This is a genomic window from Nocardia araoensis NBRC 100135 (assembly GCF_000308435.1).
Lineage (GTDB): Bacteria > Actinomycetota > Actinomycetes > Mycobacteriales > Mycobacteriaceae > Nocardia > Nocardia araoensis.
Genome location: NZ_BAFR01000346.1, coordinates 16883 through 37378, shown reverse-complemented (window position 1 = coordinate 37378; position 20496 = coordinate 16883). Strand labels below are relative to the sequence as shown.

The following is a 20496-nucleotide window of genomic DNA, read 5'->3' as shown; positions in this document are numbered from 1 at the left end:
ACTTGTCATGACACGCTCCCCCGCCGAGCTCATGCGAAGCAACTTGCTGGAGGTCTTCAACGAGCCCGACGTGGACCGTCGGGCCGCGGTCATCGCGACGACCTATTCCGAAGATGTGGTGTGGCACGAACTGGATCGAATCATCCACGGGCGCAAGGAACTCGAGCGCCATGCCGCAGAGTTGCGTGCCGAGAACCCGGACTGGGTCTTCCAGACCGCTGGCCCGGCGTCGGAGCTCGATGACATCGGCCACCTCGGGTTCCGGTACGGCCCTCCCGACCAACCGCCGGTCGTCAGCGGCATGGACATCGCTCGAACCAGGGACGGCGTCATCATCGAGCTCTACACGATCATCACCGAGATCCTTCAGCCGTCCTAGCCTGTATGCCGAGCTGGCCGGACCAGACACGAAGTCACACGTCGAGTGCCGCACGGCTCACAGGGCCGAACTCGAGACGCCGACCAGGATCATCGCCGCTCCCGCGACCACACGCGCGCGCTGTCCGACGAGTTGGACAAGGCGATCGTCAATGCCTTCCCGGCCCCGCTGCTGGTCGGTGCCGACCGGGGACCGTGGGTCGGCCTCGGTGCCGCCGGTGGAGTGTTCGCGGCACCGACGTCCTGGGGGCAGGCGTTGCGGGCATTGCGGTTCGCGTCCTCGACCGCCTTCGGCAGGCGCGCCGTCGCCTACGAGAGGTTGAGCGCGCTGGAGCTGCTGACCGAGTTGCCGGCGGAGAGCACGCGGGGCAATCACGCGCTGACCCGGATCAACGAGATCGCGGCGACGCCCACCGGCCGGCTGCAGGTGGAGACGGCGGAGGCGTTCTGCGTGTTCGGTTCGCTGCGGCGGACCGCGGAGGAATTGCATGTGCACCACAGCACGGTCGCCGCGCGGCTGGCGCACATCGAGTCCCAATTGGGCTGGGACATGGACGATCCGCTCGACCGGTTCTCGGCGACCCTGGTCCTGATAATCCAGCGGATCGCGCTGTCGTCGGCGGAGCTGGCGGACGAACCACCCCGGGTCCCGTGACGGGCCCGGCGGCACGTGTCGTCGGCCGGCGAACGGAACCATCATGAAGGTGGCCGTCGACCGGGCCAAGACCCGCTCCGCGGCATCGACGATCGAGCATTCGCAACTCAGCAGCCGGCGGCCGAGATTGACCACCTTGGCTTCCGCGACGAGTGGCCCGCCTTGCGGCTGCCGGTGATAGCGGATGCGTATGTTCGGTCGTCACGGGATATCGGAGCCCAGGTCGAAGAAGCCGACCTGTCCGCACAGACCGGGTCGACACGGACGGTACCGACGTTCGCCGAGTACATCCCGATAGTGCTGGCGGCGATGCCTGACGGGCGGACCCGAACCCATTACCAAACATATTGGAACAAAATCCTCGCGCAGCCCGGGTGGGCGCAGCGGCGCCTGGACGAGCCGACACCAGCGGATCTACAGCGGTTGTGCGAGGCGGTCCGCGCGCAGCGGGTGATCCGCCGCAGCGACCGCGGGGGACGTGAGGTGGTGCGTCATGTCATCGACGTGTTGCGGCGGCTGTACAAGCATGCCGAGGACAACCGGGTGATCGACCCGCGCGACAACCCCGCCGTCCGGTTGACCAAGCCGAAGCGCACGCGCTCGAATCGTCGTGCGCTGCAGAGTGATCTGCTCGCGCAGATCGTGCATGTCGCGGCGACCACAGGCAATGACCCGCAGTTGGATACGTTGTTGCTGCGGCTGCACACCGAGACCGGATGCCGTCGCGGCGGGGCGCTGGCGTTGCGGCCGCAGGACTTGGATTCGGTGCAGTCGCACCCATGGCATCTCGATTCACTGGCTGCGCCACACCACCACGACGTGGGTCGAGCGCCAGCGACGTCATTTTCACTGCTCATCTGTCGACAGTGGAGTCGTCAGGAGCAGCAGCACCGCGTCGATTTTCGACCCTGCCGCAGGGGTTACTGAACTTTGTCGTATCCGCCGCTGCGTTGCACGTGTACTGGGTGCCGATAGGACGTCCAGGCCCCGATGGTGCTGCCGAACAGTGCGCGGTCTTTTCCGTCCGGCAGCAGTCCATCAAAGGAGACGTGGGCTCAGAGGATACGTGCGCTTAGTTGGTGCCGCGTCGGCGCCGCGCCGCCCGCAACTCGGGGTCGAGACGTTCACGCATGAAACCGTCGGCCCCTGGGCCGGCGAGGAAGGCGAGGTCGACGGCCGAGAGAGGGCGCCCGCTGTGCTGGTCCACGAGGCCGGGGAGGATCTCCTCCCCGGTGTCCTGATCGGTCAGGACCACGCTCGGCGCATCCGATCCCGTGTGTTTGCGGCCCCAGGCGTACAGGGCGACGAGGACCGGAGAAAGATCTCGCCCCTTGTCGGTGATGACGTACTCGTAACGGGGCGGGGACTGGCTGTAGCGCCTGCGTTCGAGCAGCCCGGATTCGACCAGAGTACGCAATCTCCGGGTCAGCATATTCGGGGCGATGCCGAGGTTGCGTTCGAACTCGTCGAATCTGGTGAACCCGTCCAGCGCGTCGCGCACGATCAGCAGCGTCCACCAGTCGCCGACATACTCCAGAGCGCCCGCAATCGGGCACCCCATGGCCTGGAAACTCGTTCGCCGCACCTGCTGATCCTTTCGCCATCCACAGTAAGCCTACAGTAACTTGCATAATAGTAGTTACCGGTTCTAGCGTGGGCGTCGCAGCCGGACCACGAGCTGCCACATCTCACCCTGGTGAACGATCGGAAGGCGCACTTGTGACTTTCTCCCCCGACAGCCCCCGAACCACCACGCTGGTCATCGGTGCGGGCGGACGACACGGCGGCACCGGCTCACATGTCGTGCGGCGTCTTCGTGAACATGACCACGCGGTACGCGTGCTTGTCCGCGCGGATGACGAACGCGCACAACACCTTCGCGCTCTCGGCGCGCAAATCGTCGTGGGCGATCTGCTGGATCGCCGGACGCTGGATGCGGCCGTGTGGGACGTGGACACCGTGTATTTCACCTATCCGGTCGCTCCCGGCATCGTGCAGGCCGCCGCCAATCTGGCCTCCGCGATCCGGCACGCCGAGACCACGCCGCGACTGGTCGTGATGTCCATGGCGGTCTCGGCCCCCGACAACCCCAGTGGGCTGGGACGCGCGCAATGGGCCGCCGAGCAGGTGCTGTCCTGGGCGGGACTGGAACCGACGATCTTGCGGATCAAGGCTCTGTTCTACGAGAACATCGTGCTGTTGCACGCCGGATCCATCCGCGAGACCCGCAGCTTCGCCAACAGTTTCGGCGATGGTGCGGTGCCGTGGATCAGCGGTCTCGACGCCGCCGATATCGCCGTGGCCGCGCTGACCGACCCGGTCCGATACCCTCGCGGCACCACGCTCTACCCCCAGGGGGCGACCGTGCACAGCCACGCCGAGATCGCCGCTCTCATCGAAGCCGAAACGGGAACACCGGTCCGATACACCCCCATCCCTGCCGGTCAATGGCAGCGCGAACTGGAAGCCCTCGCACACAACGGCACCGAACCATCCGTCAATCCAGCGATGGCGCAGCACATTTCGGCCATCGGCGCGGTGTTCTCCCAGCTGCCCTCGGCCCCGCCGGTCGATACCACCGCACTCACCGAGGCCATCGGCCGTTCGCCGCAGACGTTCGCCGAGTTCCTCCGCGAACACGGTCACCAATTCGTTGCGGCCCCCGGTCGTTGATCCATCGGATCCGGGCGTGTGCGCGCCGAGAGTGAACAGCGTGCGACCGCCGCGGAGGTGCTGCCCCCTGCTCGACACCGCCGCCTGACCGCTGGTCGATGGATGCAGTGGGGTCGCCCGCGGCCCGCGCCGCGGTCAGCGGCTCGGGCCGCGGGGGGTGCATCGCAGCGCGATCGTGGGCACTGCGCGATCTCGCCACGATCCGGAGCACCTCGGTCAGCCAGTACGGTGCTCGTCGCGGCCGAGGTGGCGGTAGCTGGTTTTGCGTGACACCCCGAAGGTTCCGGCGATCTGAGTGAGGGTGTATCCGCGCTTACCGCGAACCTCGAGCCCGTCGTACATCTCCCGCGCCTCGAGCACCTGCAGCTCGGTCAGCGCCGGTGGCCGACCTCCAGACCTCCCGGGGGCGCGGGCCGATTCAAGACCCTCAAGGGTCCCCTCGCTGATCAAGTCCGCGGTCATCGTCCATGGCGGCGATGACGTGGAACACGAACCGCACGGTCGGCGTCGTGGTGTCGATGCCCTGTTCGAGCACGATCAAGTCGATGCCGCGCTCGTCGAGCCGGGCGGCCAGCTCGGTCATGTGCCGCACCGACCGGAACGGACGCGACAGCCGCGTGATGACCAGCTCGTCGCCACGGCGCAGATGCTCGAAGCACTTGTCCCACTCCGGGCGGCGTGCCAGCTTGCCCGACGCCTTGTCCACCCAGATCCATTCGAACCCCGCGGCCGTAAGCGCGTCGATCTAGGAGTCATCCTTTTTGCCCACGTGTGGACACTCGCGCGTACCCGAACCTTTCGAGGCTTCATGTACCAGGTGACACGATTCTTACAGGCACGAAAGCAGTGGGTTCACTATCGCTGACGGAATGTCAGTGAGAAAACGACGCGATTCGTTGCCTGGTTCGCCAGAACGCGCTCAGTTCTGGCCGAACTGGCTTGGGAAACGATCGGCTCCAAAGGGACTGGCACCGGAAATCCGACGAAGTTCTCGGCGTGGTCGCTGGTAGGGCGTCTGTGTGTCAGCGCCGACTGTGCGCGAGACCCCGCTCACTGCGGCGGCGGCACAAAGCCATCGGGCCAGCGAGTGGCGCCGGTCAGGTTCACGCCGGTCAGGTCCATGCCACTGAAGTAACATGCTGACCGAATCGGTCCGGTTCCAGCTGGCCGACACCAGCATCGAGTGCCTGGAACTCGTGCCGCCCTCGGCACGCACCGACCTGCTTCCGGGACAGGCGGAAAGCGACTGGGCGATGCCGCTCGAGGAGTTCGTCTCCGAGGTGATGCACATTCTCGAGACGCAGCCCGACGCCCACGGGGTTCAGGTCGAACGGGTCAAGTTCCTCCGCTACGGCGAGCGGCGCGGCGACTACGAGCAGGTGGTGGCCACCCTCAACGCCGCCGACCCGCACGGCAAACAGCACCTTCCCCACTCGTGAAAGCGAGCACACGATGTCCCATCATCTCGATTCCCCTCTGGCCCGCCAGGACGTCCGCCTCGATATCACCGACCTCTACGTCTTCCGCGGTGACGTCGGCACGGTCCTTGTGATCAATGTCTGTCACTCCCTCGCCGGGGACATTCCCGTCCCGGGCTACCACCCGGAAGGCAGGTACGAATTCAAGATCGATCTCGACGGCGACGCCGTGGAGGATCTGACCTACCGATTCGTCTTCGACGAGCGCGACCACGACGGCGTCCAGCGCTACACGCTCCGTCGCATCGACGGCGACGGCGCCGCGACAACGGAGCGCCAACGCCTGACCAGATCACCAAAGCTGACGCCCTTGTGGACGCCTTCATGAAGCGTCAGGCCCGCCACGCGGCCTGACCTACGCCAGCAGTGCGGCAGCCGGCTTCATCATCGACGCGACCGCAACCGCTCGAGCCCGCTCCAGCATCTTCCTTCAAACACTGATCCGGACGAACCTCGCTCAAGATCGCCGCATCGCCATTCCCGCCACAGCGCTTCTGCAAGCAGCCAGCACCGGCCGCATCACCGCAGAAGAACTCGATCACCGCGGAATCACAATCGTCGCGCTCACCGAAGCCATCATCGACGACATCGCCGCGATCATGAGCAGCGCCGCCACGCCCGTGCAGCAGCACATTGCCCATGCCGCCTACGAATCCCGTGAAACGGGGTTCTACCCGCTCGTCACCGCCGAAGCCTCGGCCTACAGCAGCCTGCCATTTCCGCTCGATCTCGAGCCGCTGCCTTGAAGCGCCGACGGCCGACGCGACGCGTAAGCACCGCCTGAGCCTCACCAACTTCTGCCGAATCGCGGCGTGACGGGAGCATGGCTGCTCCGAGGACCCCGCGACCGGTCGTGATCGACGTTATCGCTTCGAGTCGCTTGTGGCGGCCCGCCGTTATCGAGAGTTGACAACGACTTACAGTCGCCGGCGGCAGCTGGTCGATCCGCGTCGAAAGGCCGAGACTGGTTACTGCCTGCCCGCGACATCTCGGCACGCGACCACCTGGGTCGCGCCGACCTCGAAACCGCTAGATCGGGCGAGGTGCGTGGGTCTCCGCCATCGACAGGAAGGAGGCTGAAAATGAATCACTCGAAAGTGGACCCCACCTTCTATCGGAGCGCAGCGGAGGCGGCTGCCGCCCCACCGGAGCGACTGGCATACGTTGTCGCGTTCGACCGCGCGGCACAGAAGCCGGATGCGCTGTCGGTCATCGATGTGGAACCGGGCTCGGCCACCTACGGGCACGTGGTGGGCTGGACCGAAGTACCCCACCTGGGCAATGAACTGCACCATTTCGGCTGGAACGCTTGCAGCAGCGCCCTGAAGCACGAGGGCCACCATATGGAGGGCCTGGCTCGGCGGTACCTGATCGTGCCGGGTCTGCGCTCGTCCCGTCTGTACGTCTTCGACACCCAGCCCGACCCACGCCGGCCCACCCTCGACAAGATCGTCGACAGCTCCGAGCTCGCGGCCAAGGCCGGCTACTCGCGTCCGCACACGCTGCACTGCGGACCGGACGGCGTGTTCATGACATGCCTCGGCGCGGCGGACGGATCGGATGGGCCGGGCGGGATCGCGCTGCTCGACCACGACACGTTCGATGTGCTGCGGCAATGGGAGACCGACCGTGGGCCGCAATACTTCGCGTACGACGCCTGGTGGCATCTCAATCAGAACGCGCTGGTCAGCAGCGAGTGGGGGACCCCGTCCATGATCGAGGACGGGCTCAAACCGGAATTGCTGCTGGCCAACAAGTACGGCCACGCGATCCACTTCTGGGACCTCAGCGCCGGTCGGCACCAGCAGCGGATCGATCTCGGCGAGCAGTACCAGATGGCACTCGAGCTGCGCCCGTCGCACGATCCGGACGCCACTTGGGGGTTCGTCGGCGTGGTGATCTCGACCGAGGACTTGTCGGCCTCCGTGTGGCGTTGGCACCGCGACAGTGGAGCGTGGGCGGTCGACAAGGTGATCACCATCCCGGCCGAGCCGGCTGATCCGGACCTGCTGCCGCCGGCGCTGAAACCGTTCGGCGCGGTGCCACCACTGGTCACCGACATCGACCTCTCGGTCGACGACGGATTCCTCTACGTCTCGTGCTGGGGTATCGGGGAGCTGAAGCAGTTCGACGTGCGCGATCCGGCCAACCCGAAACAGACCGGGTCCGTCCGGCTCGGCGGGATAGTGGGCCGCACCGCCCACCCGGCAGCGCCGAACCAGCCGATTGCCGGTGGCCCCCAAATGGTCGAGGTCAGCCGTAACGGCCGACGCGTCTACGTCACAAATTCGCTCTACGGCGCGTGGGACGACCAGTTCTACCCCGACGGCGTCGGCGCCTGGATGGCCGTGATGCGCACCGATCCCGACGGCGGAATGACCATCGACGAGTCCTTCTTCCCCCACGACGAGGACTTTCGAGGTCTGCGGGTGCACCAGGTGCGCCTCCAGGGCGGCGACGCCTCCTCCGACTCGTACTGCTACCGGTAGTTACTATGTGCCAGCTGCTTCTCTTCAACACCATTGTTGTCCAACGGATTTGAAGAGGATGCGTGTCCGACCCGGATCGATCCAGAGGTCGAGGCGCTGATTTTCGAGTATATCGGCGAGCCGGTTTTCGAATTCGCGCAACGGAATGTTGACCGAGCCGGCCAATGGATTCCAGCATGTGCTCGGTGCGTGACGGGTGTCGAGCACCATAACCCCGCGCCCGACGGCTTCGGCCAGCTCTACGGAGGTGGCGACCGGGTAGCTACCGGTTGCCGGTCCGGTCGAGTCCGTCAGCGATCGCTACGGCCCAGTAACGGTTTCGTCTATGTTTCGAATCGAAGGGGCACTGGGTCGATGCGATTAACAGAAGCACGAAAAGTCCAGGACGACGATTACACCGCATCGACTTCGCACCAACCCTTGCGGCACCGCGATACGCTGGTGGTGTAACTAATTACGTTGTGTCACAGCGGGATTGGTGAGCCCATTTACAGACGTGCGTCGTGAGCATCCGGAAACCTCCAATTTTTCCCCAGGTGACCAACCGGAAACACGCCGAGCGTGAACTTGGTCCATCGGTGACCACCCGGATACCAGCGGGCGCACTGCCAATCACCGAATTCCCACCGACCACGCCCAGGAGACGAACCATGTCGGCACCCACCACATCGACCTCTGAGATCGACAAGGCGATCGAGGAGAACATCGCGAAATCGCTCGCCGAAATCCCGCACCCGGCCCTGCCGAAGGGCACCAGTATCTACGGCGGCACCAAGATCTTTCCCGACTATCAGGCGGAGGCAGGCGAAACCTATTTCACGCTGGTTCACGGCATCGCCCATGAATCGTCGGTGAGTTTCGTGGCCATCCTGCAGGCGACGCGCGCACTCCGCAAGGGTTTCGAATCCGCCATCTACTTCTACGGTCCCGGCGCGATCAACTGCCTTGCCACCCGCGGCTTTCCGACCACCGGCGACAGCGGGTTCCCCGGTGAGCAGAACATCAACGAGGCCCTCGCCACCTTCATCAAGGAGGGCGGGAAGGTGTTCGCCTGCCGGTTCGGTCTCGCCTTGCACGGTGCCCGCGAGGAGGACCTCATCGAAGGTGTGATCCCGGCGCATCCCCTGGACGTGCAGGACGCGCTGATCCACTACGCCCGCAAGGGCGCCATCATCAACTCCACCTACCAACTGTAGGCCGACCGTCATGACCGAGGTATCCACGCGAGTAGATCTCGCACTCTTGGGCATCCGCGTCGATGTGCCGGTGCAGCGCCGTTCCGGTGCCGGCCCCAGCGACGACGGTCATGTGCTGTTCGGGGGTGCCGGCGCTGCCATCCCCCTCCGCCCGGAGAGCCCATACACGATTCGTGCCGATCGGCTGCTCTACGAGGGCACCGATCTCGGCGTGACCGTCGAACCGGTGCGCCGACCCCTTTTCTACGACCTGCGCACCGCCGACGGCGTGGCGTACGAGCAGATCGCCAGACTGCACGGAAAGGATGTGCTGGCGACCACGGTGGTGCAGACCTGCATTCGCTACGGCGAAGACCAACGGTGCCGATTCTGTTCGGTCGAGGCATCTCTCGCGTCCGGCAACACGATCGCCGTCAAGCGACCGGATCAGCTCGCCGAGGTCGCCGAGGCGGCAGTGCGGCTCGACGGTATCCGGCAACTGGTGATGACCACCGGCACCTCGGCCGGAAAAGACCGTGGTGCAAGGCACCTCGCCCGCTGTGTGCGAGCCGTCAAGCAAGCGGTGCCGACCCTTCCGATCCAGGTGCAGTGCGAGCCCCCCGGCGACCTGGCGACTCTGAGCGAGCTACGCGACGCGGGAGCCGATGCGATCGGCATCCACGTCGAGTCGCTCGACGACCGAGTGCGTGCTCGATGGATGCCGGGAAAGTCCACCGTGCCGCTGTCCGACTACCGGGCAGCCTGGGCCGAAGCAGTGCGAGTGTTCGGCCGTAACCAGGTCTCCACCTATCTACTCGTCGGTCTGGGCGAAGACCCGGACGAATTGGTCTCGGGTGCGGCGGAACTCATCGCCATGGGCGTGTACCCGTTCGTGGTGCCGTTCCGGCCGCTCGCGGGAACCCTGGCCGTCGACGTCGACGGTGCGAGCCCGCCGACCGCGGCGGTTCTCGAGGACGTGACCCGGCGCGTGGCAGCAGAGCTACGTCGGGCCGACATGCTCGGCATGGACCAGAAGGCCGGATGCGCGGCGTGTGGGGCGTGCAGTGTGCTGCAGACCGCAGGAGGCTGAGATGACGACGACCGAACCGACGGCCGCACCCCGATCCTGGATCGACGAACTGTCCGGGGTAGGTGCTTCATCGACGGATTACTGCGTCCTATCCGGATATCCGTCCCCGGCCGACCGCGCAGGCGGATTTCTCATCCAGCTCGCCGATACCCGACATGTCGCCGTCTATCGCGCATTGCGCCGAGAGAACTTCGTTACAGAGCAGGGCATGTTCGCAGGCAGCGACGCCGACGACATCGATGACGACCCCCGGGCCCAGATCCTGGTCGCGATCGCCCCGGACGGAGCCCTGCTGGGCGGAGTGCGCCTGGCACCGGCCACCGCCGAAGACCTCGGGTGGTGGACCGGCAGTCGATTGGTAGTGGACTGCGGGCGTCGCACCCGTGGTGTGGGCCGCGCACTCGTGCAAGCGGCGTGCGCTTATGCCGAAACCCATAACGTTCTTCGGTTCGAGGCCACCGTGCAAACCCGCTACCGGTCGCTGTTCTCCCAACTCGGGTGGACAGCGCTCGCCGAAACCACCGTGGCAGATACACCGCACCTGAAGATGCGCTGGCCGATCGACCGAATCGAGCGGCTGGCGCGAACCACCAAGGCAATGCTCGGGCAAGCGCTGTCCGAGTTGGGCCATACGCCGATGACACTGGGCGGCGTCGGATTCCGAGGCGATGACGGCGCACCGGTCCCGGGCTGCGACCTGGTCGCCGCGTGCGACGCGATCCTGCCTTCCATGGTCGAACGGGACCCGGAATGGGCCGGATGGTGTGCGGCCCTGGTCAACCTCAACGATCTCGCCGCGATGGGTGCAGAACCGATCGGCCTTCTCGACGCGGTCGCTGCGCCCACCCGGTCGCTGCTGACCCGGGTGCTCCGGGGCCTGGGTGCCGCCAGCCGCATCTGGGAGGTGCCGGTGCTGGGTGGCCACACCCAGTTGGGTGTCCCGGCGGCGCTGTCGGTCACCGCGCTCGGCCGTACCGCCCGGCCGGTGCCAGGAGGAGGCGGCGAGGTCGGCGACGAGCTCCGGCTGACCGCTGACCTGGGCGGCGGCTGGCGGTCCGGATATGCCGGGCGGCAATGGGATTCGTCGTCACACCGGAGCGGCACGGAATTGCGGGCACTGGGCCGGTTCGTCTCGGACACCGGTCCGAAGGCTGCGAAGGATGTCAGCATGGCCGGCATCGCCGGGACCGCGGGCATGCTCGCCGAGGCCAGCGGTGTCGGGGTCGAACTCGATGTGGCGCGCATCCCGCGCCCGCCGGGCGCCGAGCTTGCCGACTGGATCACCTGCTTCCCCGGCTTCGCGATGCTCACCGCCGATCGCCCCGGCACCCCCGTCAACCCGGTAGGCCCGGCGACGACCGCCGTGTGTGGCGTGCTCAGCGCGACTCCCGGCGTGCGGCTGCGCTGGCCTGACGGAGAAGTCACTCACGCGCTCGACAGCGCGGTAACCGGATTGGGACACTCATGACCGAACTATCGATCTCCGTGGCCGCCGCCGAATTCGGCCGCGACATGGAGGCGTGCTACGCCACCATCGGCTCGCTGATCGAGCAGGCGCAGCAACGCGGTAGCCGACTACTGGTGCTGCCCGAGGCCTGCCTGGGCGGCTATCTGCCCAGCCTGGGCGGCGGTGGGGAGAGCGACGAGGCCAAGCAGCGCCGTCTACGCAGTCTGCCGCCGGCGCTCACCCTCGACGGCCCGGAACTGCGCCGCATCGCGGCGATGGCGGGTGAACTCGTCGTCACTCTCGGATTTTGCGAAGCCGATGGCGATCTCCGCTACAACGCCGCCGCGACACTCACCGGCGACGGGGTTCTGGGCTCCTACCGCAAGGTACATCAGCCGCTCGGCGAAAACCTCTGCTACGCTGCCGGATCCGAATATCGCGCCTTCGACACCCCGGTCGGCCGCATGGGCATGCAGATCTGCTATGACAAGGCATTCCCCGAAGCCGCACGAGCGCTGGCACTGGACGGCGCGGAGATCATCACCTCGCTCTCGGCCTGGCCCACCGCCCGCACCGCCACCACCGAACGACTCGAAGACGACCGCTGGACCCAGCGCTTCGATATCTTCGACCGCGCTCGCGCAGTCGAGAACCAGGTGGTGTGGGTCGCGTCGAACCAGGCCGGGACGTTCGGCTCGTTGCGCTTCGTGTGCAGCGCCAAGATCGTCGGCCCCGGCGGCGACCTGCTCGCCACCACCGGTACCGAACCCGGTCTCGCCACCGCGACCGTCGACGTCGATCACGCACTCGAATTGGCACGCGGCGGCGGCATGTACAACCTGCGCGACCGACGCCCCGAGCTCTACCACAGCGTCGTCGCCCGCCATGGCGTGGTCGGGCAGCCCGCGGTGCCCGAAGAGCTGGAGGCGATCCATGCCTGAGGTGACATTCGACATCCGCTGGCCGGACGGCAATGTCCAGTCCTGCTATTCGCCCTCGCTGGTGATCCATGATCATCTGGCCACCGGCGTCGACTATCCGATCGACGACTTCCTGACCCGTGCCTCGAGCGCTTTGAACAGCGCGTCCGAGCGGGTGCGCGAGAAGTTCGGCTTCTACTGCACCTCCGCCATGCAGACCCTGCACGCCATCGAAGCAAACGCAGCACAGGCCCGCACATCACCGGGCACGGTACGCGTGCTGTCGATGACTCCGCCGTCGGTCGAGGCGGCAAACACCGGAGGAAAACCGTGACCCCCCAGACAGACTCGGTTACCGCCGTGGAACACCGTGACGTCGTCGTGATAGGCGCGGGACAGGCCGGGCTATCGATCAGCTGGCATCTGACCACACGCGGCATCGACCATGTCGTCCTCGAGCGCGACACCATCGCCCACGAGTGGCGCGACACCCGCTGGGACAACTTCACTCTCGTCACTCCCAACTGGCAGTGCGTGCTGCCCGGTTACAGTTACAACGGACCCGACCCGCACGGCTTCATGAAACGCGATGAGGTCTACACATGGGTCCGCGCCTATGCCGACACCTTCGATCCGCCGGTTCGCGAACACGTCGCCGTCACCGCGGTCACGGTAGCGGTCGACGGCGGCTTCGACATCCAGACAACGTCGGGCCCACTGCATTCCGATCAGGTGGTGGTCGCAGTAGGCGGTTACCACACGCCGGTCGTGCCCCGCTTCGCCGAGCGGATGCCGAGTTCGATCCAGCAACTCCACTCCGCCGAATACCGCAGCCCTGCGGACCTGCCCGACGGCGCCGTCCTCATCGTCGGTACCGGCCAATCAGGAGCACAGATCGCCGAGGACCTCCATCTGGAGGGTCGGCGGGTACATCTCGCGGTCGGGACCGCGCCCCGCGTCGCCCGCTTCTACAGGGGCCGCGATTGCGTCGCATGGCTGGAGGACATGGGCCACTACGACATCCCGATCGAAGATCAGCCGGGTGGGCTGGGCAAGCGGGAGAACACCAACCACTACGTCACCGGTCGAGACGGCGGCCGCGATATCGACCTGCGCCAATTCGCGGTCGAGGGGATGGCGCTCTACGGCAGGATGGTCGATGTCGCCGACGGCACAGCGTACTTCGAGCCGTCGCTGGAGCGGGACCTCGATGCCGCCGACGCCGTCGCCGAGAGCATCAAGGACTCCATCGACACCTATATCGCCCGTGCTGGTATCGACGCGCCCACCGAACCGCGGTACCGCCCGGTGTGGCGTCCGCAGCGCGAGATCACCGAACTCGATCTGTCGGCGAGCAATATCACGTCGGTAGTGTGGTCGGTCGGGTTCCGCACCGACTACCGGTGGCTGCGCGTCGGCGTCTTCGACGGTGAGGGTCACCCGTGCCACAACCGCGGCGTCACGACCACGCCCGGGCTGTACTTTCTCGGGCTGCCCTGGCTGCACACCTGGGGCTCGGGCCGCTTCGCCGCCATCGCCCGCGACGCCGAGCACCTCGCCGGGCAGATCACCGCCATCGCCCGCACCACCGCGGCGGCCTGAGGCGGACCCATGACGGTCACCCGAATAGCCGCTGTCGCAGCACATTTCGGCGCGGACATCGCCCGCGCTCTGGACAAGATCGCCGGCATCATCGACCGGCTCACCCAGGACGGCGTCGATCTACTTGTGCTACCCGATGCGAGCCTCGGCGGCTACATCGGAGATCTCCGCAACCCGGATCCAGCCGCCAGACCTGAGGCCATCGACCCCGATGGACCCGAGTTCCGGCTGTTGTGCCGGTTGGCCGGGGGTATGACGATCTGCGTCGGCTATGCCGAACGTGCAGACAGTGTCCGCTACAACGCGGCAGTGTGCCTTACCGGCGACGGGGTGCTCGGCCGCCACCGCAAAGTACACCAGCCGGCCGGCGAACACCTCGCGTATGCGGCCGGAGATCGCTTCGCGGCTTTTGATACCCCGGTCGGTCGGATCGGCATGCTCATCGACTACGACAAGACGTTCCCGGAATCCGCGCGAGCTCTCGCTCTCGACGGTGCCCGCACCATCGCGGCGCTGTCGGCCTGGCCCGCCAGCGTCACCGATCGCGCCTCCCGGATGCCCAACGATCGGCAATCCCGCCTCTTCGACCTGTACGACCAGGCCCGCGCCGCCGAGAACCAGGTTGTTCTCGCATCGTCCAATCAAACCGGAATCACCGGCAACCTGCGTTTCCTCGGCCAAGCCAAAGTGGTCGGCCCCGGCGGCGACATCCTCGCCAAAACCTGGTCCAAGGGCGGCCTCGCGGTGGCGGAACTCGACATCGATGCCGAGGTCGAGCGAGCCCGGCGCGTCCTGCGGCACCTGGACGAACGCCGTGTCGACGCCTACCACAACTTGATGACCGAAAAGAGCGGCTACTGATGCGGATCGCACTTCTCACGTACTCCACCAAACCCCGTGGAGGGGTCGTGCATACGCTCAATCTCGCCGAGTCGCTCGCCCGGCTCGGCGCGGATGTCACCGTATGGACGCTCGGACGTGGCGGGGATGCCGCCTTCTTCCGCCCCGTGGATTCCTCCGTGACAGTTCGCGTCGTTCCCTTCACCAGTGCCGACGGCGAACAGGTCGGGACGCGAATCATGCGCTCCATAGACGTACTGCGGCAGGCGTTCACTCCCGAGGACTACGACATCGTGCACGCACAGGACTGCATCAGCGCCAACGCCGTCGACTGCCGCATCCGCACCATCCACCACCTCGACAACTTCACCACCCCCGAACTCGCCCGCTGCCATGAACGCGCCATCGTCGAGCCTTACGCACACATCTGCGTGTCAGCCGCCGTCGCGGCCGAGGTTCAGGCCGGTTGGGCTCTGCGCCCCACCGTGATTCCCAATGGCGTCGAATACGACCGCTTCGCGGCCGCCGCAGATGACTCCCCCGACGCCACGGATGCCCGCGCCGCCTGGCGACGCCGACTCGGCCGGTACATCGTGGCCGTCGGCGGCATCGAACCCCGCAAAGGCAGCATCGACCTACTCGAGGCGTTCGCCCTGCTGCGGCACGATCATCCAGACCTGCACCTCGTCTTCGCAGGCGGCGAAACACTCTTCGACTACCGCGACTACCGGACCCAGTTCGACACTCGCGCAATCGAACTCGACATCCGCCCCACCATCCTCGGCACCGTCCCACACACCGAACTCCCCGCACTCGTGGCGGCATCGACCCTCCTCCCGTTCTTCTCCACCAAAGAGGGATTCGGGCTCGCCGCCATGGAAGCCCTAGCCGCCGGAGTCCCAGTCGTCGCACGCGATCTCCCGGTGCTGCGCGAGGTATTCGGCGAGGCCATCAGCTACGCGGCCACACCCGCCGAGCTGGCCGCGGAACTCGCGCGAGCGTTGGTTCCCGACCCGTGCCGCACCGAGCACGGCAAAGCCCTCGCCGCCCTGTTCAGCTGGGACCGAACGGCCCGAGCCCACCTCGAGTTCTACCGCACCCATTCCACAGCAGTACCGCCCCGAATGCTCACCACACCGCTGAACCAGCGGATCTCGCCGTGGCGGGTGCGTACCGGCCGCAACCCGTTCCAGAAGCCGCGCGCACCGCGGTCGTGGACGGATACGAGGTGAGCCTCGATGGTGACCTCGTGCTCGGTGAGGGCCGCCTGCTCACTCTCTCCGTGCACAAGGACGGCGCACCGGTCACCGATCTCCAGCCGTACCTGGCCGCATACGGGCATCTGGTCATCCTGCGGGCGGGCGATCTGGCCTATATCCACGTGCATCCGAGCGGTGAACCCGGCGACGGTGTGACCGCGCCCGGACCGGATGTCACCTTCCACACCGCCGTACCGGGACCCGGCACGTGAGGTGCAGGTCGCGGTCGTGGATGGCGGTGTAATCGGTGACCGGCTTCCTGTCCGGGCCCAGGATCCGGAATCGGAAGTCGATCTCACCCGGCTCGGTGATGGGTTCCGCCAACTCCAAGGTGTACCCGTCCTGGGTGATCTGGAGCCCGCCCGGCGCTCCACTGCCGTGCGCGGCGTGATCTCCGTGACCGGCGTGGGCGGAAGCGGCCGCATGCTCGGCGTGATGGCCGTGACCGATATGAGCGACGTGCTCGCCATGGTGGTGGGAGTAAGTCTGAGTGGTCATTGTCGCGGCCTTTCCGATCCTGCTGTGGTGGACACTCGAAACTCAGTACCCCCAGGGGGTATACGCAAGTGCCGCAACCCACGGTCCACACAGACAGGCGCCGACCTCCGGCCGCCCGTTCGAGGTTCGCTCCACGTAGTCGGCCGCGGGGCGGGCATCGTCCATACGCGCCGGCGTGCGGTCATGGAGTTCCATGCGGGGCCGCGCTCCAGCGGCAGGTGACCGCGTCGAAACCTGTCGTCCGAGCCGTAATCGCAGGTTTCACCGCACTGGAGTCGTTCACCACGCCCCCGGGGCACATCGCGACAGTCGAGGTGAGCCATCTCGACTGCGATAGCGTCGCCCGACAGCGCGCTTCACGCGTCGAGTCCCCGGAGCGCCACCGCACCGGCACACAGCCACTCATGAGGTAAGCCTCCCTCGGTCCGACGCCACCGGATACGGTCTACCGGCCACCGGCACCTCGGCCGCGCCGATCACTACTTCCGCCCTGTTCATCACCGCGACACCGCACCGAATTCACCCATCAACGGGGTACACCTCTTGACGGATTCATACCCTAGGGGGGTATGGTACGGCCTCCGTAATGTTCCGGAAGGACGGGAATGTCATGAGTACGCAGATGCGGACCACCACACGAAAGTGGTGGGCGCTGGCGGTCATCGCCGCCGCCCAGTTCATGGTCATCATGGACACGTCGATCATCGGGATCGCTCTGCCGAAGATGCAGACCGATCTCGGGTTCTCCCAAGAGAACCTCACCTGGGTGTTCAACGCCTATGTCATCGCCTTCGGCGGCTTGCTGCTGCTCGGCGGACGATTGTCGGATCTGCTCGGTGCGCGGCGCGTGTTCGCCGCCGGGTGGGCGGTCCTGCTCGCGGGTTCGGTCATCGCGGGCGCGGCGGGCAATGTCGCGACCGAACTGGCCGGGCGCGCGATCCAGGGTGGCGGAGCGGCCCTGATCGCACCCTCGGCGCTGACCCTGCTGATGATGCTGTTCGGTTCGGCGCCAGGGGAATTGACCAAAGCGCTGGCCATCTACGGCGCGGCGGCCCCCGCGGGCGGCACCGCCGGTGTCTTCCTCGGCGGCGTCATCACCGAGTACATCAGCTGGCCGTGGGTGTTCTACATCAACATCCCGATCGCACTGTTGGCGCTGCTCGCGGTCCCCGCGCTCATGCCCGGCGCACCGGCCCGTTCCGGCTCCGTCGACCTGCTCGGCTCGGTGACAGTCACCGCAGGTCTCGCCGCGGCGGTCTACGGTATCGTCCGCGCGCCGGAGGTCGGCTGGGCGTCGGGACAGACCTGGGGTGTGCTGGGCGCGGCAGCCGCACTGCTCGCCGCCTTTGTACTGATCCAGGCGCGACGCCGGGAGCCGCTGATGCGGCTGGGCATCTTCACCGCACCGAATCTCGCCGCGGCCAATATCGCCCAGCTGTTGCTCGGCGCGGCCTGGGTGCCGATGTGGTTCTTCCTGAACCTGTACCTGCAGCAGGTACTCGGCTACAGCGCCTTCCCCGCCGGCTCGGCCTTGCTACCGATGACCACCCTGATCATGCTCGGCATGATCGTGCTGGCGCCCCGCGCCATGCACCGGTTCGGCGCCAAACCGATGATCGTGGCCGGGCTGACCGTGCTCGGGCTGGGTCTGGCGATCATGTCGCTCGTGCGTCCGACCGGGAACTTCTGGGTGGACGTCCTGCCGGCCTCCCTGGTCGCGGCCGCAGGAATGTCGCTGGCCTTCGTGCCGTCGCTGGGTACCGCCATCTCCGCGGCGCGTCCCGAGGAGGGCGGCCTGGCCTCGGGCATCGTCAACGTCAGCTACCAGGTCGGCTCCGCGGTGGGCCTGGCGGCGATGACCGCGGTCGCCGCCTCCTTCGGCGCCGACCGCATCGACAGCCTGCCGGATCTCACCAATGGGTTCTCAGCGGCATTCATCGGCGCCGCCGTCATCGCTCTCGTCGGCGCCGGCGTCACGGCGGCAACCATGCGGCGCTCCGAACCGGCGACGTAGCCCATCCGGCATGACCACCGAATTCGACTCGACGAGAAGGGAAAACCCGAGATGAACACGACAACACTCAACGTCACCGGTATGACCTGCGGGTGCTGCGCCGGCAAGGTGCGCGACAAGGTCGGCAAGATCGCCGGCGTCCGAACCGTCGAGGTGGATGTGGCCGAAGGTCTGGTCACCATCACCGCCACGGAGCCGATCCGACGCGACGCGATCGCCACCGCGGTCCAGGAAGCGGGTTTCCGCCTCGCCGAGTGAACACGAGCGCCGACCCGGGGCACCCTTCCGACACGGCGGATGCCACCGGGTCGCTTCAGCTCCACGCCCAGGACCCGCGATTGCCCTGGAACCCCCGATACGCATTCGAATACCTCTCGACAGCTGGTGCCGAGGGTGTTGGATACCCGACAAGGCTTTCGTTGCAGGTACCAGCACCACACGCGCGCCGCTCCAGCGCAACGGCTCAGGAGGGGGCTTCGCAGCCCGGACCGAGCTGCTGACAAAAGAGGTCCTCTTGGCGCAGGCGCCGGCGGCTGGTCATCTTCTGCCGCAACACCGCCGTCGCCGACCATTGGCGGACGCGACAGGCCACGTGCGGTGTGACCTGCACAGTTCACAGCCAGGCCGTCGCTGCCGATGGGCCGCCCACACCCAGATGTTCGATAATGCCGCTGGGCGCGCGATCCGCGAGCGTCCGGATCTGCCGGGTAGCGCCCGTTCGCTGACGATGTGCGCTCACGCCGAATGCCGTGCATTCCGTCGGAGCGTCACAGTTCGGACCATGGGACCCCGGACCATGGTGAAGTTCGTCCAGCTAGCAGCTGGAGGTGGAAGTCAGGGCCTTCGTGTGCCCGGTCCTCTTCGGGATCGGTGAGTTGACTGATGGTGCAGATGTAGTCGCCGTTCGGGAGCTCGATACTGGACCCGTATATATCCTTGTCGTCGTCCACGGAGGAGTCCGCGAACTGGGCAGCCATGGTGACCGTGTCCAAATTGACGACGACCAGCTCACCGCGCGTCACGGTGATGGGGCCGGCGATTTGCCTGATGACCGGCAGCCGCGGATCTACCGGTGAATCCGAAAGGTCGATCCGCCATCGCTCCTCGCCGCCGGTTCCCCAGAGCAGCATCGTCCGCTGCCGCATCTCCGATTCGACGCGCTCGAACAGCATCTCCAAGGTCCAGTCTTCGCCCACGAACGACGTGTACGCGTGTGGGTCGACAAGACCGAGGAATCCCGAGTCATCGGTCATTTCGTCGATTCGATGCTGAAGCTGCGCCATGCGGTAGTCCTCCCCGGATTGATCTCGATCTCGACCGGGCTGCCGAGCTTATCGCTGCCCGGCGGCCGGGCTGGCTGTCGCGGGGTTTGATGGTGTCTGCTCTTACTTGGATGGACAATGATGTGCCGTGGCCGGTCCCCGTGCTCACCGACTGGTCTGAAGCGTACCGTCCTATGTCACTCTGTGTGGTCGTGCATGGTGAGGAGGACGCGTTCGGGGAGTTGATCTTGTATGCCGGCGGCTGGGCAGACGTGTGTTATGTGCAGCCGGGCAGCTATGAGGCTGTCACCGAGTATGTCGAGTTAGACGATGCCGACCAGGTCGGCCCTGTCTTGGACCGCATCACTTCCAAGATAAGCCGCGGCTGATCCGGCCGGTTGTTATCGCAGGACTGGTGGCACTTTCGGATTCGGCCGGTCGACCTTCATCGCTTCTCATAAAAGATGACGAACTTGCGTGTGGGCTCCCAGAGAATTCGGCGAGGATAGCTGCAATCAGCAACCGACACTTGGTTGTTTCGAACCCATTGCCCGTAAGCTGTCCCCGCCGGCAGTCCCCACAAAATGCAGGCGGCACCGGCGCGGTACTGCTTGGTTGTATTCGAGCATTGAGCGTAGGCTCGATTGTCGGTCGCCGCTTGAACGAAGCAACCGTCTCCGGCATTGGCAGCGGGGGCCAATGCTATCGAGGATCCG

22 protein-coding genes and 3 pseudogenes are annotated in these 20496 nt (G+C 66.3%); 19 read left to right on the top strand and 6 right to left on the bottom strand.

The window, feature by feature from the left end:
- Positions 1-379: nuclear transport factor 2 family protein (locus ON21_RS33300; protein WP_218004196.1), on the top strand; the 379-nt coding region annotated here is incomplete at its 5' end.
- 111 nt (positions 380-490) lie between these two features.
- A pseudogene (locus tag ON21_RS33295) lies at positions 491-1033 on the top strand (PucR family transcriptional regulator); the annotation flags it as partial.
- Between the two features lie 1072 nt (positions 1034-2105).
- Here the strand turns inward: ON21_RS33295 and ON21_RS33285 are convergent.
- Positions 2106-2618: a winged helix-turn-helix transcriptional regulator gene (locus ON21_RS33285; RefSeq protein WP_039804732.1), complete on the bottom strand. Its 513-nt coding sequence runs from the start codon at positions 2616-2618 to the stop codon at positions 2106-2108.
- A gap of 134 nt (positions 2619-2752) precedes the next feature.
- Here ON21_RS33285 and ON21_RS33280 point away from each other — a divergent pair, with 134 nt between their 5' ends.
- On the top strand, positions 2753-3706 hold the full coding sequence (locus ON21_RS33280) for an NmrA family NAD(P)-binding protein (protein WP_051021642.1): 954 nt from the start codon (positions 2753-2755) through the stop codon (positions 3704-3706).
- Between the two features lie 427 nt (positions 3707-4133).
- Here ON21_RS33280 and ON21_RS39785 read toward each other — a convergent pair whose 3' ends face one another.
- The gene (locus ON21_RS39785) at positions 4134-4451 is read right to left on the bottom strand and encodes a recombinase family protein (protein ID WP_305081046.1); all 318 of its coding nucleotides are present in this window, start codon (positions 4449-4451) and stop codon (positions 4134-4136) included.
- 388 nt (positions 4452-4839) lie between these two features.
- On the opposite strand from ON21_RS39785, the pseudogene ON21_RS33270 reads away from it, so the two are divergent.
- Both ON21_RS33270 and ON21_RS33265 read left to right on the top strand, forming a co-directional pair.
- Positions 4840-5145, top strand: a pseudogene (locus ON21_RS33270) (oxidoreductase); the annotation flags it as partial.
- A gap of 13 nt (positions 5146-5158) precedes the next feature.
- Positions 5159-5512 (top strand): DUF4331 family protein, encoded by a 354-nt coding sequence (locus ON21_RS33265; RefSeq protein ID WP_039804728.1) that lies wholly within the window; start codon positions 5159-5161, stop codon positions 5510-5512.
- Between the two features lie 4 nt (positions 5513-5516).
- Here the strand turns inward: ON21_RS33265 and ON21_RS39090 are convergent, their stop codons facing one another.
- Positions 5517-5825 (bottom strand): hypothetical protein, encoded by a 309-nt coding sequence (locus tag ON21_RS39090; protein WP_157171146.1) that lies wholly within the window; start codon positions 5823-5825, stop codon positions 5517-5519.
- 441 nt (positions 5826-6266) lie between these two features.
- Between ON21_RS39090 and ON21_RS33260 the strand changes: the two genes are divergently transcribed.
- Positions 6267-7673 (top strand): selenium-binding protein SBP56-related protein, encoded by a 1407-nt coding sequence (locus ON21_RS33260; RefSeq protein ID WP_039804726.1) that lies wholly within the window; start codon positions 6267-6269, stop codon positions 7671-7673.
- Between the two features lie 24 nt (positions 7674-7697).
- Here ON21_RS33260 and ON21_RS33255 read toward each other — a convergent pair whose 3' ends face one another.
- A complete protein-coding gene (locus tag ON21_RS33255; RefSeq protein ID WP_039804724.1) occupies positions 7698-7883 on the bottom strand; it encodes a rhodanese-like domain-containing protein in 186 nt (61 codons plus the stop codon).
- Between the two features lie 440 nt (positions 7884-8323).
- Between ON21_RS33255 and ON21_RS33250 the strand changes: the two genes are divergently transcribed.
- The 9 genes and pseudogenes from ON21_RS33250 to ON21_RS33210 all read left to right on the top strand — a co-directional run.
- The gene (locus tag ON21_RS33250) at positions 8324-8869 is read left to right on the top strand and encodes an MSMEG_0572/Sll0783 family nitrogen starvation response protein (protein ID WP_039804722.1); all 546 of its coding nucleotides are present in this window, start codon (positions 8324-8326) and stop codon (positions 8867-8869) included.
- A 10-nt stretch (positions 8870-8879) separates the two neighbouring features.
- Positions 8880-9938, top strand: coding sequence for an MSMEG_0568 family radical SAM protein (locus tag ON21_RS33245; protein ID WP_039804720.1), 1059 nt, complete (start codon positions 8880-8882; stop codon positions 9936-9938).
- Between the two features lie 40 nt (positions 9939-9978).
- Complete coding sequence (locus ON21_RS33240; RefSeq protein ID WP_039804754.1) at positions 9979-11406, top strand: MSMEG_0567/sll0787 family protein; 1428 nt, start codon at positions 9979-9981, stop codon at positions 11404-11406.
- Positions 11403-12326: a carbon-nitrogen hydrolase family protein gene (locus ON21_RS33235; protein WP_039804719.1), complete on the top strand. Its 924-nt coding sequence runs from the start codon at positions 11403-11405 to the stop codon at positions 12324-12326. The genes ON21_RS33240 and ON21_RS33235 overlap by 4 nt, the downstream gene beginning before the upstream one ends.
- Positions 12319-12639, top strand: a complete 321-nt coding sequence (locus ON21_RS33230) for an MSMEG_0570 family nitrogen starvation response protein (protein WP_039804717.1) — start codon at positions 12319-12321, stop codon at positions 12637-12639. Before ON21_RS33235 ends, ON21_RS33230 begins: the two co-directional genes overlap by 8 nt.
- The gene (locus ON21_RS33225; protein WP_245562839.1) at positions 12636-13907 is read left to right on the top strand and encodes an MSMEG_0569 family flavin-dependent oxidoreductase; all 1272 of its coding nucleotides are present in this window, start codon (positions 12636-12638) and stop codon (positions 13905-13907) included. Before ON21_RS33230 ends, ON21_RS33225 begins: the two co-directional genes overlap by 4 nt.
- 9 nt (positions 13908-13916) lie before the next feature.
- Complete coding sequence (locus tag ON21_RS33220; protein ID WP_039804713.1) at positions 13917-14768, top strand: carbon-nitrogen hydrolase family protein; 852 nt, start codon at positions 13917-13919, stop codon at positions 14766-14768.
- Positions 14768-15979: an MSMEG_0565 family glycosyltransferase gene (locus tag ON21_RS33215; protein ID WP_083881059.1), complete on the top strand. Its 1212-nt coding sequence runs from the start codon at positions 14768-14770 to the stop codon at positions 15977-15979. Before ON21_RS33220 ends, ON21_RS33215 begins: the two co-directional genes overlap by 1 nt.
- Positions 15898-16215 (top strand): annotated as a pseudogene (locus ON21_RS33210) (DUF8832 domain-containing protein); the annotation flags it as partial. The gene ON21_RS33215 and the pseudogene ON21_RS33210, both read left to right, overlap by 82 nt.
- Here the strand turns inward: ON21_RS33210 and ON21_RS33205 are convergent.
- On the bottom strand, positions 16181-16504 hold the full coding sequence (locus ON21_RS33205) for a hypothetical protein (RefSeq protein WP_051021640.1): 324 nt from the start codon (positions 16502-16504) through the stop codon (positions 16181-16183). The pseudogene ON21_RS33210 and the gene ON21_RS33205 overlap by 35 nt on opposite strands.
- 610 nt (positions 16505-17114) lie before the next feature.
- On the opposite strand from ON21_RS33205, the gene ON21_RS33200 reads away from it, so the two are divergent.
- Both ON21_RS33200 and ON21_RS33195 read left to right on the top strand, forming a co-directional pair.
- Positions 17115-18518 (top strand): MFS transporter, encoded by a 1404-nt coding sequence (locus ON21_RS33200; RefSeq protein ID WP_039804747.1) that lies wholly within the window; start codon positions 17115-17117, stop codon positions 18516-18518.
- 51 nt (positions 18519-18569) lie between these two features.
- Positions 18570-18776 carry a heavy-metal-associated domain-containing protein gene (locus ON21_RS33195; protein WP_039804712.1) on the top strand — a complete coding sequence of 69 codons (207 nt, stop codon included), beginning with the start codon at positions 18570-18572 and terminating at the stop codon, positions 18774-18776.
- A gap of 509 nt (positions 18777-19285) precedes the next feature.
- Here the strand turns inward: ON21_RS33195 and ON21_RS33190 are convergent.
- Positions 19286-19696 carry a hypothetical protein gene (locus tag ON21_RS33190; protein ID WP_157171145.1) on the bottom strand — a complete coding sequence of 137 codons (411 nt, stop codon included), beginning with the start codon at positions 19694-19696 and terminating at the stop codon, positions 19286-19288.
- Positions 19697-19729: 33 nt separating this feature from the next.
- Between ON21_RS33190 and ON21_RS39085 the strand changes: the two genes are divergently transcribed.
- Positions 19730-19891 (top strand): hypothetical protein, encoded by a 162-nt coding sequence (locus ON21_RS39085; RefSeq protein WP_157171144.1) that lies wholly within the window; start codon positions 19730-19732, stop codon positions 19889-19891.
- Between the two features lie 20 nt (positions 19892-19911).
- Positions 19912-20169: a hypothetical protein gene (locus ON21_RS36365; RefSeq protein ID WP_157171143.1), complete on the top strand. Its 258-nt coding sequence runs from the start codon at positions 19912-19914 to the stop codon at positions 20167-20169.
- Positions 20170-20496 lie beyond the last annotated feature (327 nt).

Excerpts from the sequence above, each read along its gene's own strand:
- ON21_RS33265 (WP_039804728.1), top strand. The coding sequence starts at position 5,159 with ATGTCCCATCATCTCGATTCCCCTCTGGCCCGCCAGGACGTCCGCCTC.
- ON21_RS39090 (WP_157171146.1), bottom strand. The coding sequence starts at position 5,825 with ATGGGCAATGTGCTGCTGCACGGGCGTGGCGGCGCTGCTCATGATCGC.
- ON21_RS33260 (WP_039804726.1), top strand. The coding sequence starts at position 6,267 with ATGAATCACTCGAAAGTGGACCCCACCTTCTATCGGAGCGCAGCGGAG.
- ON21_RS33255 (WP_039804724.1), bottom strand. The coding sequence starts at position 7,883 with ATGGTGCTCGACACCCGTCACGCACCGAGCACATGCTGGAATCCATTG.
- ON21_RS33250 (WP_039804722.1), top strand. The coding sequence starts at position 8,324 with ATGTCGGCACCCACCACATCGACCTCTGAGATCGACAAGGCGATCGAG.
- ON21_RS33245 (WP_039804720.1), top strand. The coding sequence starts at position 8,880 with ATGACCGAGGTATCCACGCGAGTAGATCTCGCACTCTTGGGCATCCGC.
- ON21_RS33235 (WP_039804719.1), top strand. The coding sequence starts at position 11,403 with ATGACCGAACTATCGATCTCCGTGGCCGCCGCCGAATTCGGCCGCGAC.
- ON21_RS33230 (WP_039804717.1), top strand. The coding sequence starts at position 12,319 with ATGCCTGAGGTGACATTCGACATCCGCTGGCCGGACGGCAATGTCCAG.
- ON21_RS33220 (WP_039804713.1), top strand. The coding sequence starts at position 13,917 with ATGACGGTCACCCGAATAGCCGCTGTCGCAGCACATTTCGGCGCGGAC.
- ON21_RS33215 (WP_083881059.1), top strand. The coding sequence starts at position 14,768 with ATGCGGATCGCACTTCTCACGTACTCCACCAAACCCCGTGGAGGGGTC.
- ON21_RS33205 (WP_051021640.1), bottom strand. The coding sequence starts at position 16,504 with ATGACCACTCAGACTTACTCCCACCACCATGGCGAGCACGTCGCTCAT.
- ON21_RS33200 (WP_039804747.1), top strand. The coding sequence starts at position 17,115 with ATGAGTACGCAGATGCGGACCACCACACGAAAGTGGTGGGCGCTGGCG.
- ON21_RS33195 (WP_039804712.1), top strand. The coding sequence starts at position 18,570 with ATGAACACGACAACACTCAACGTCACCGGTATGACCTGCGGGTGCTGC.
- ON21_RS36365 (WP_157171143.1), top strand. The coding sequence starts at position 19,912 with ATGGACAATGATGTGCCGTGGCCGGTCCCCGTGCTCACCGACTGGTCT.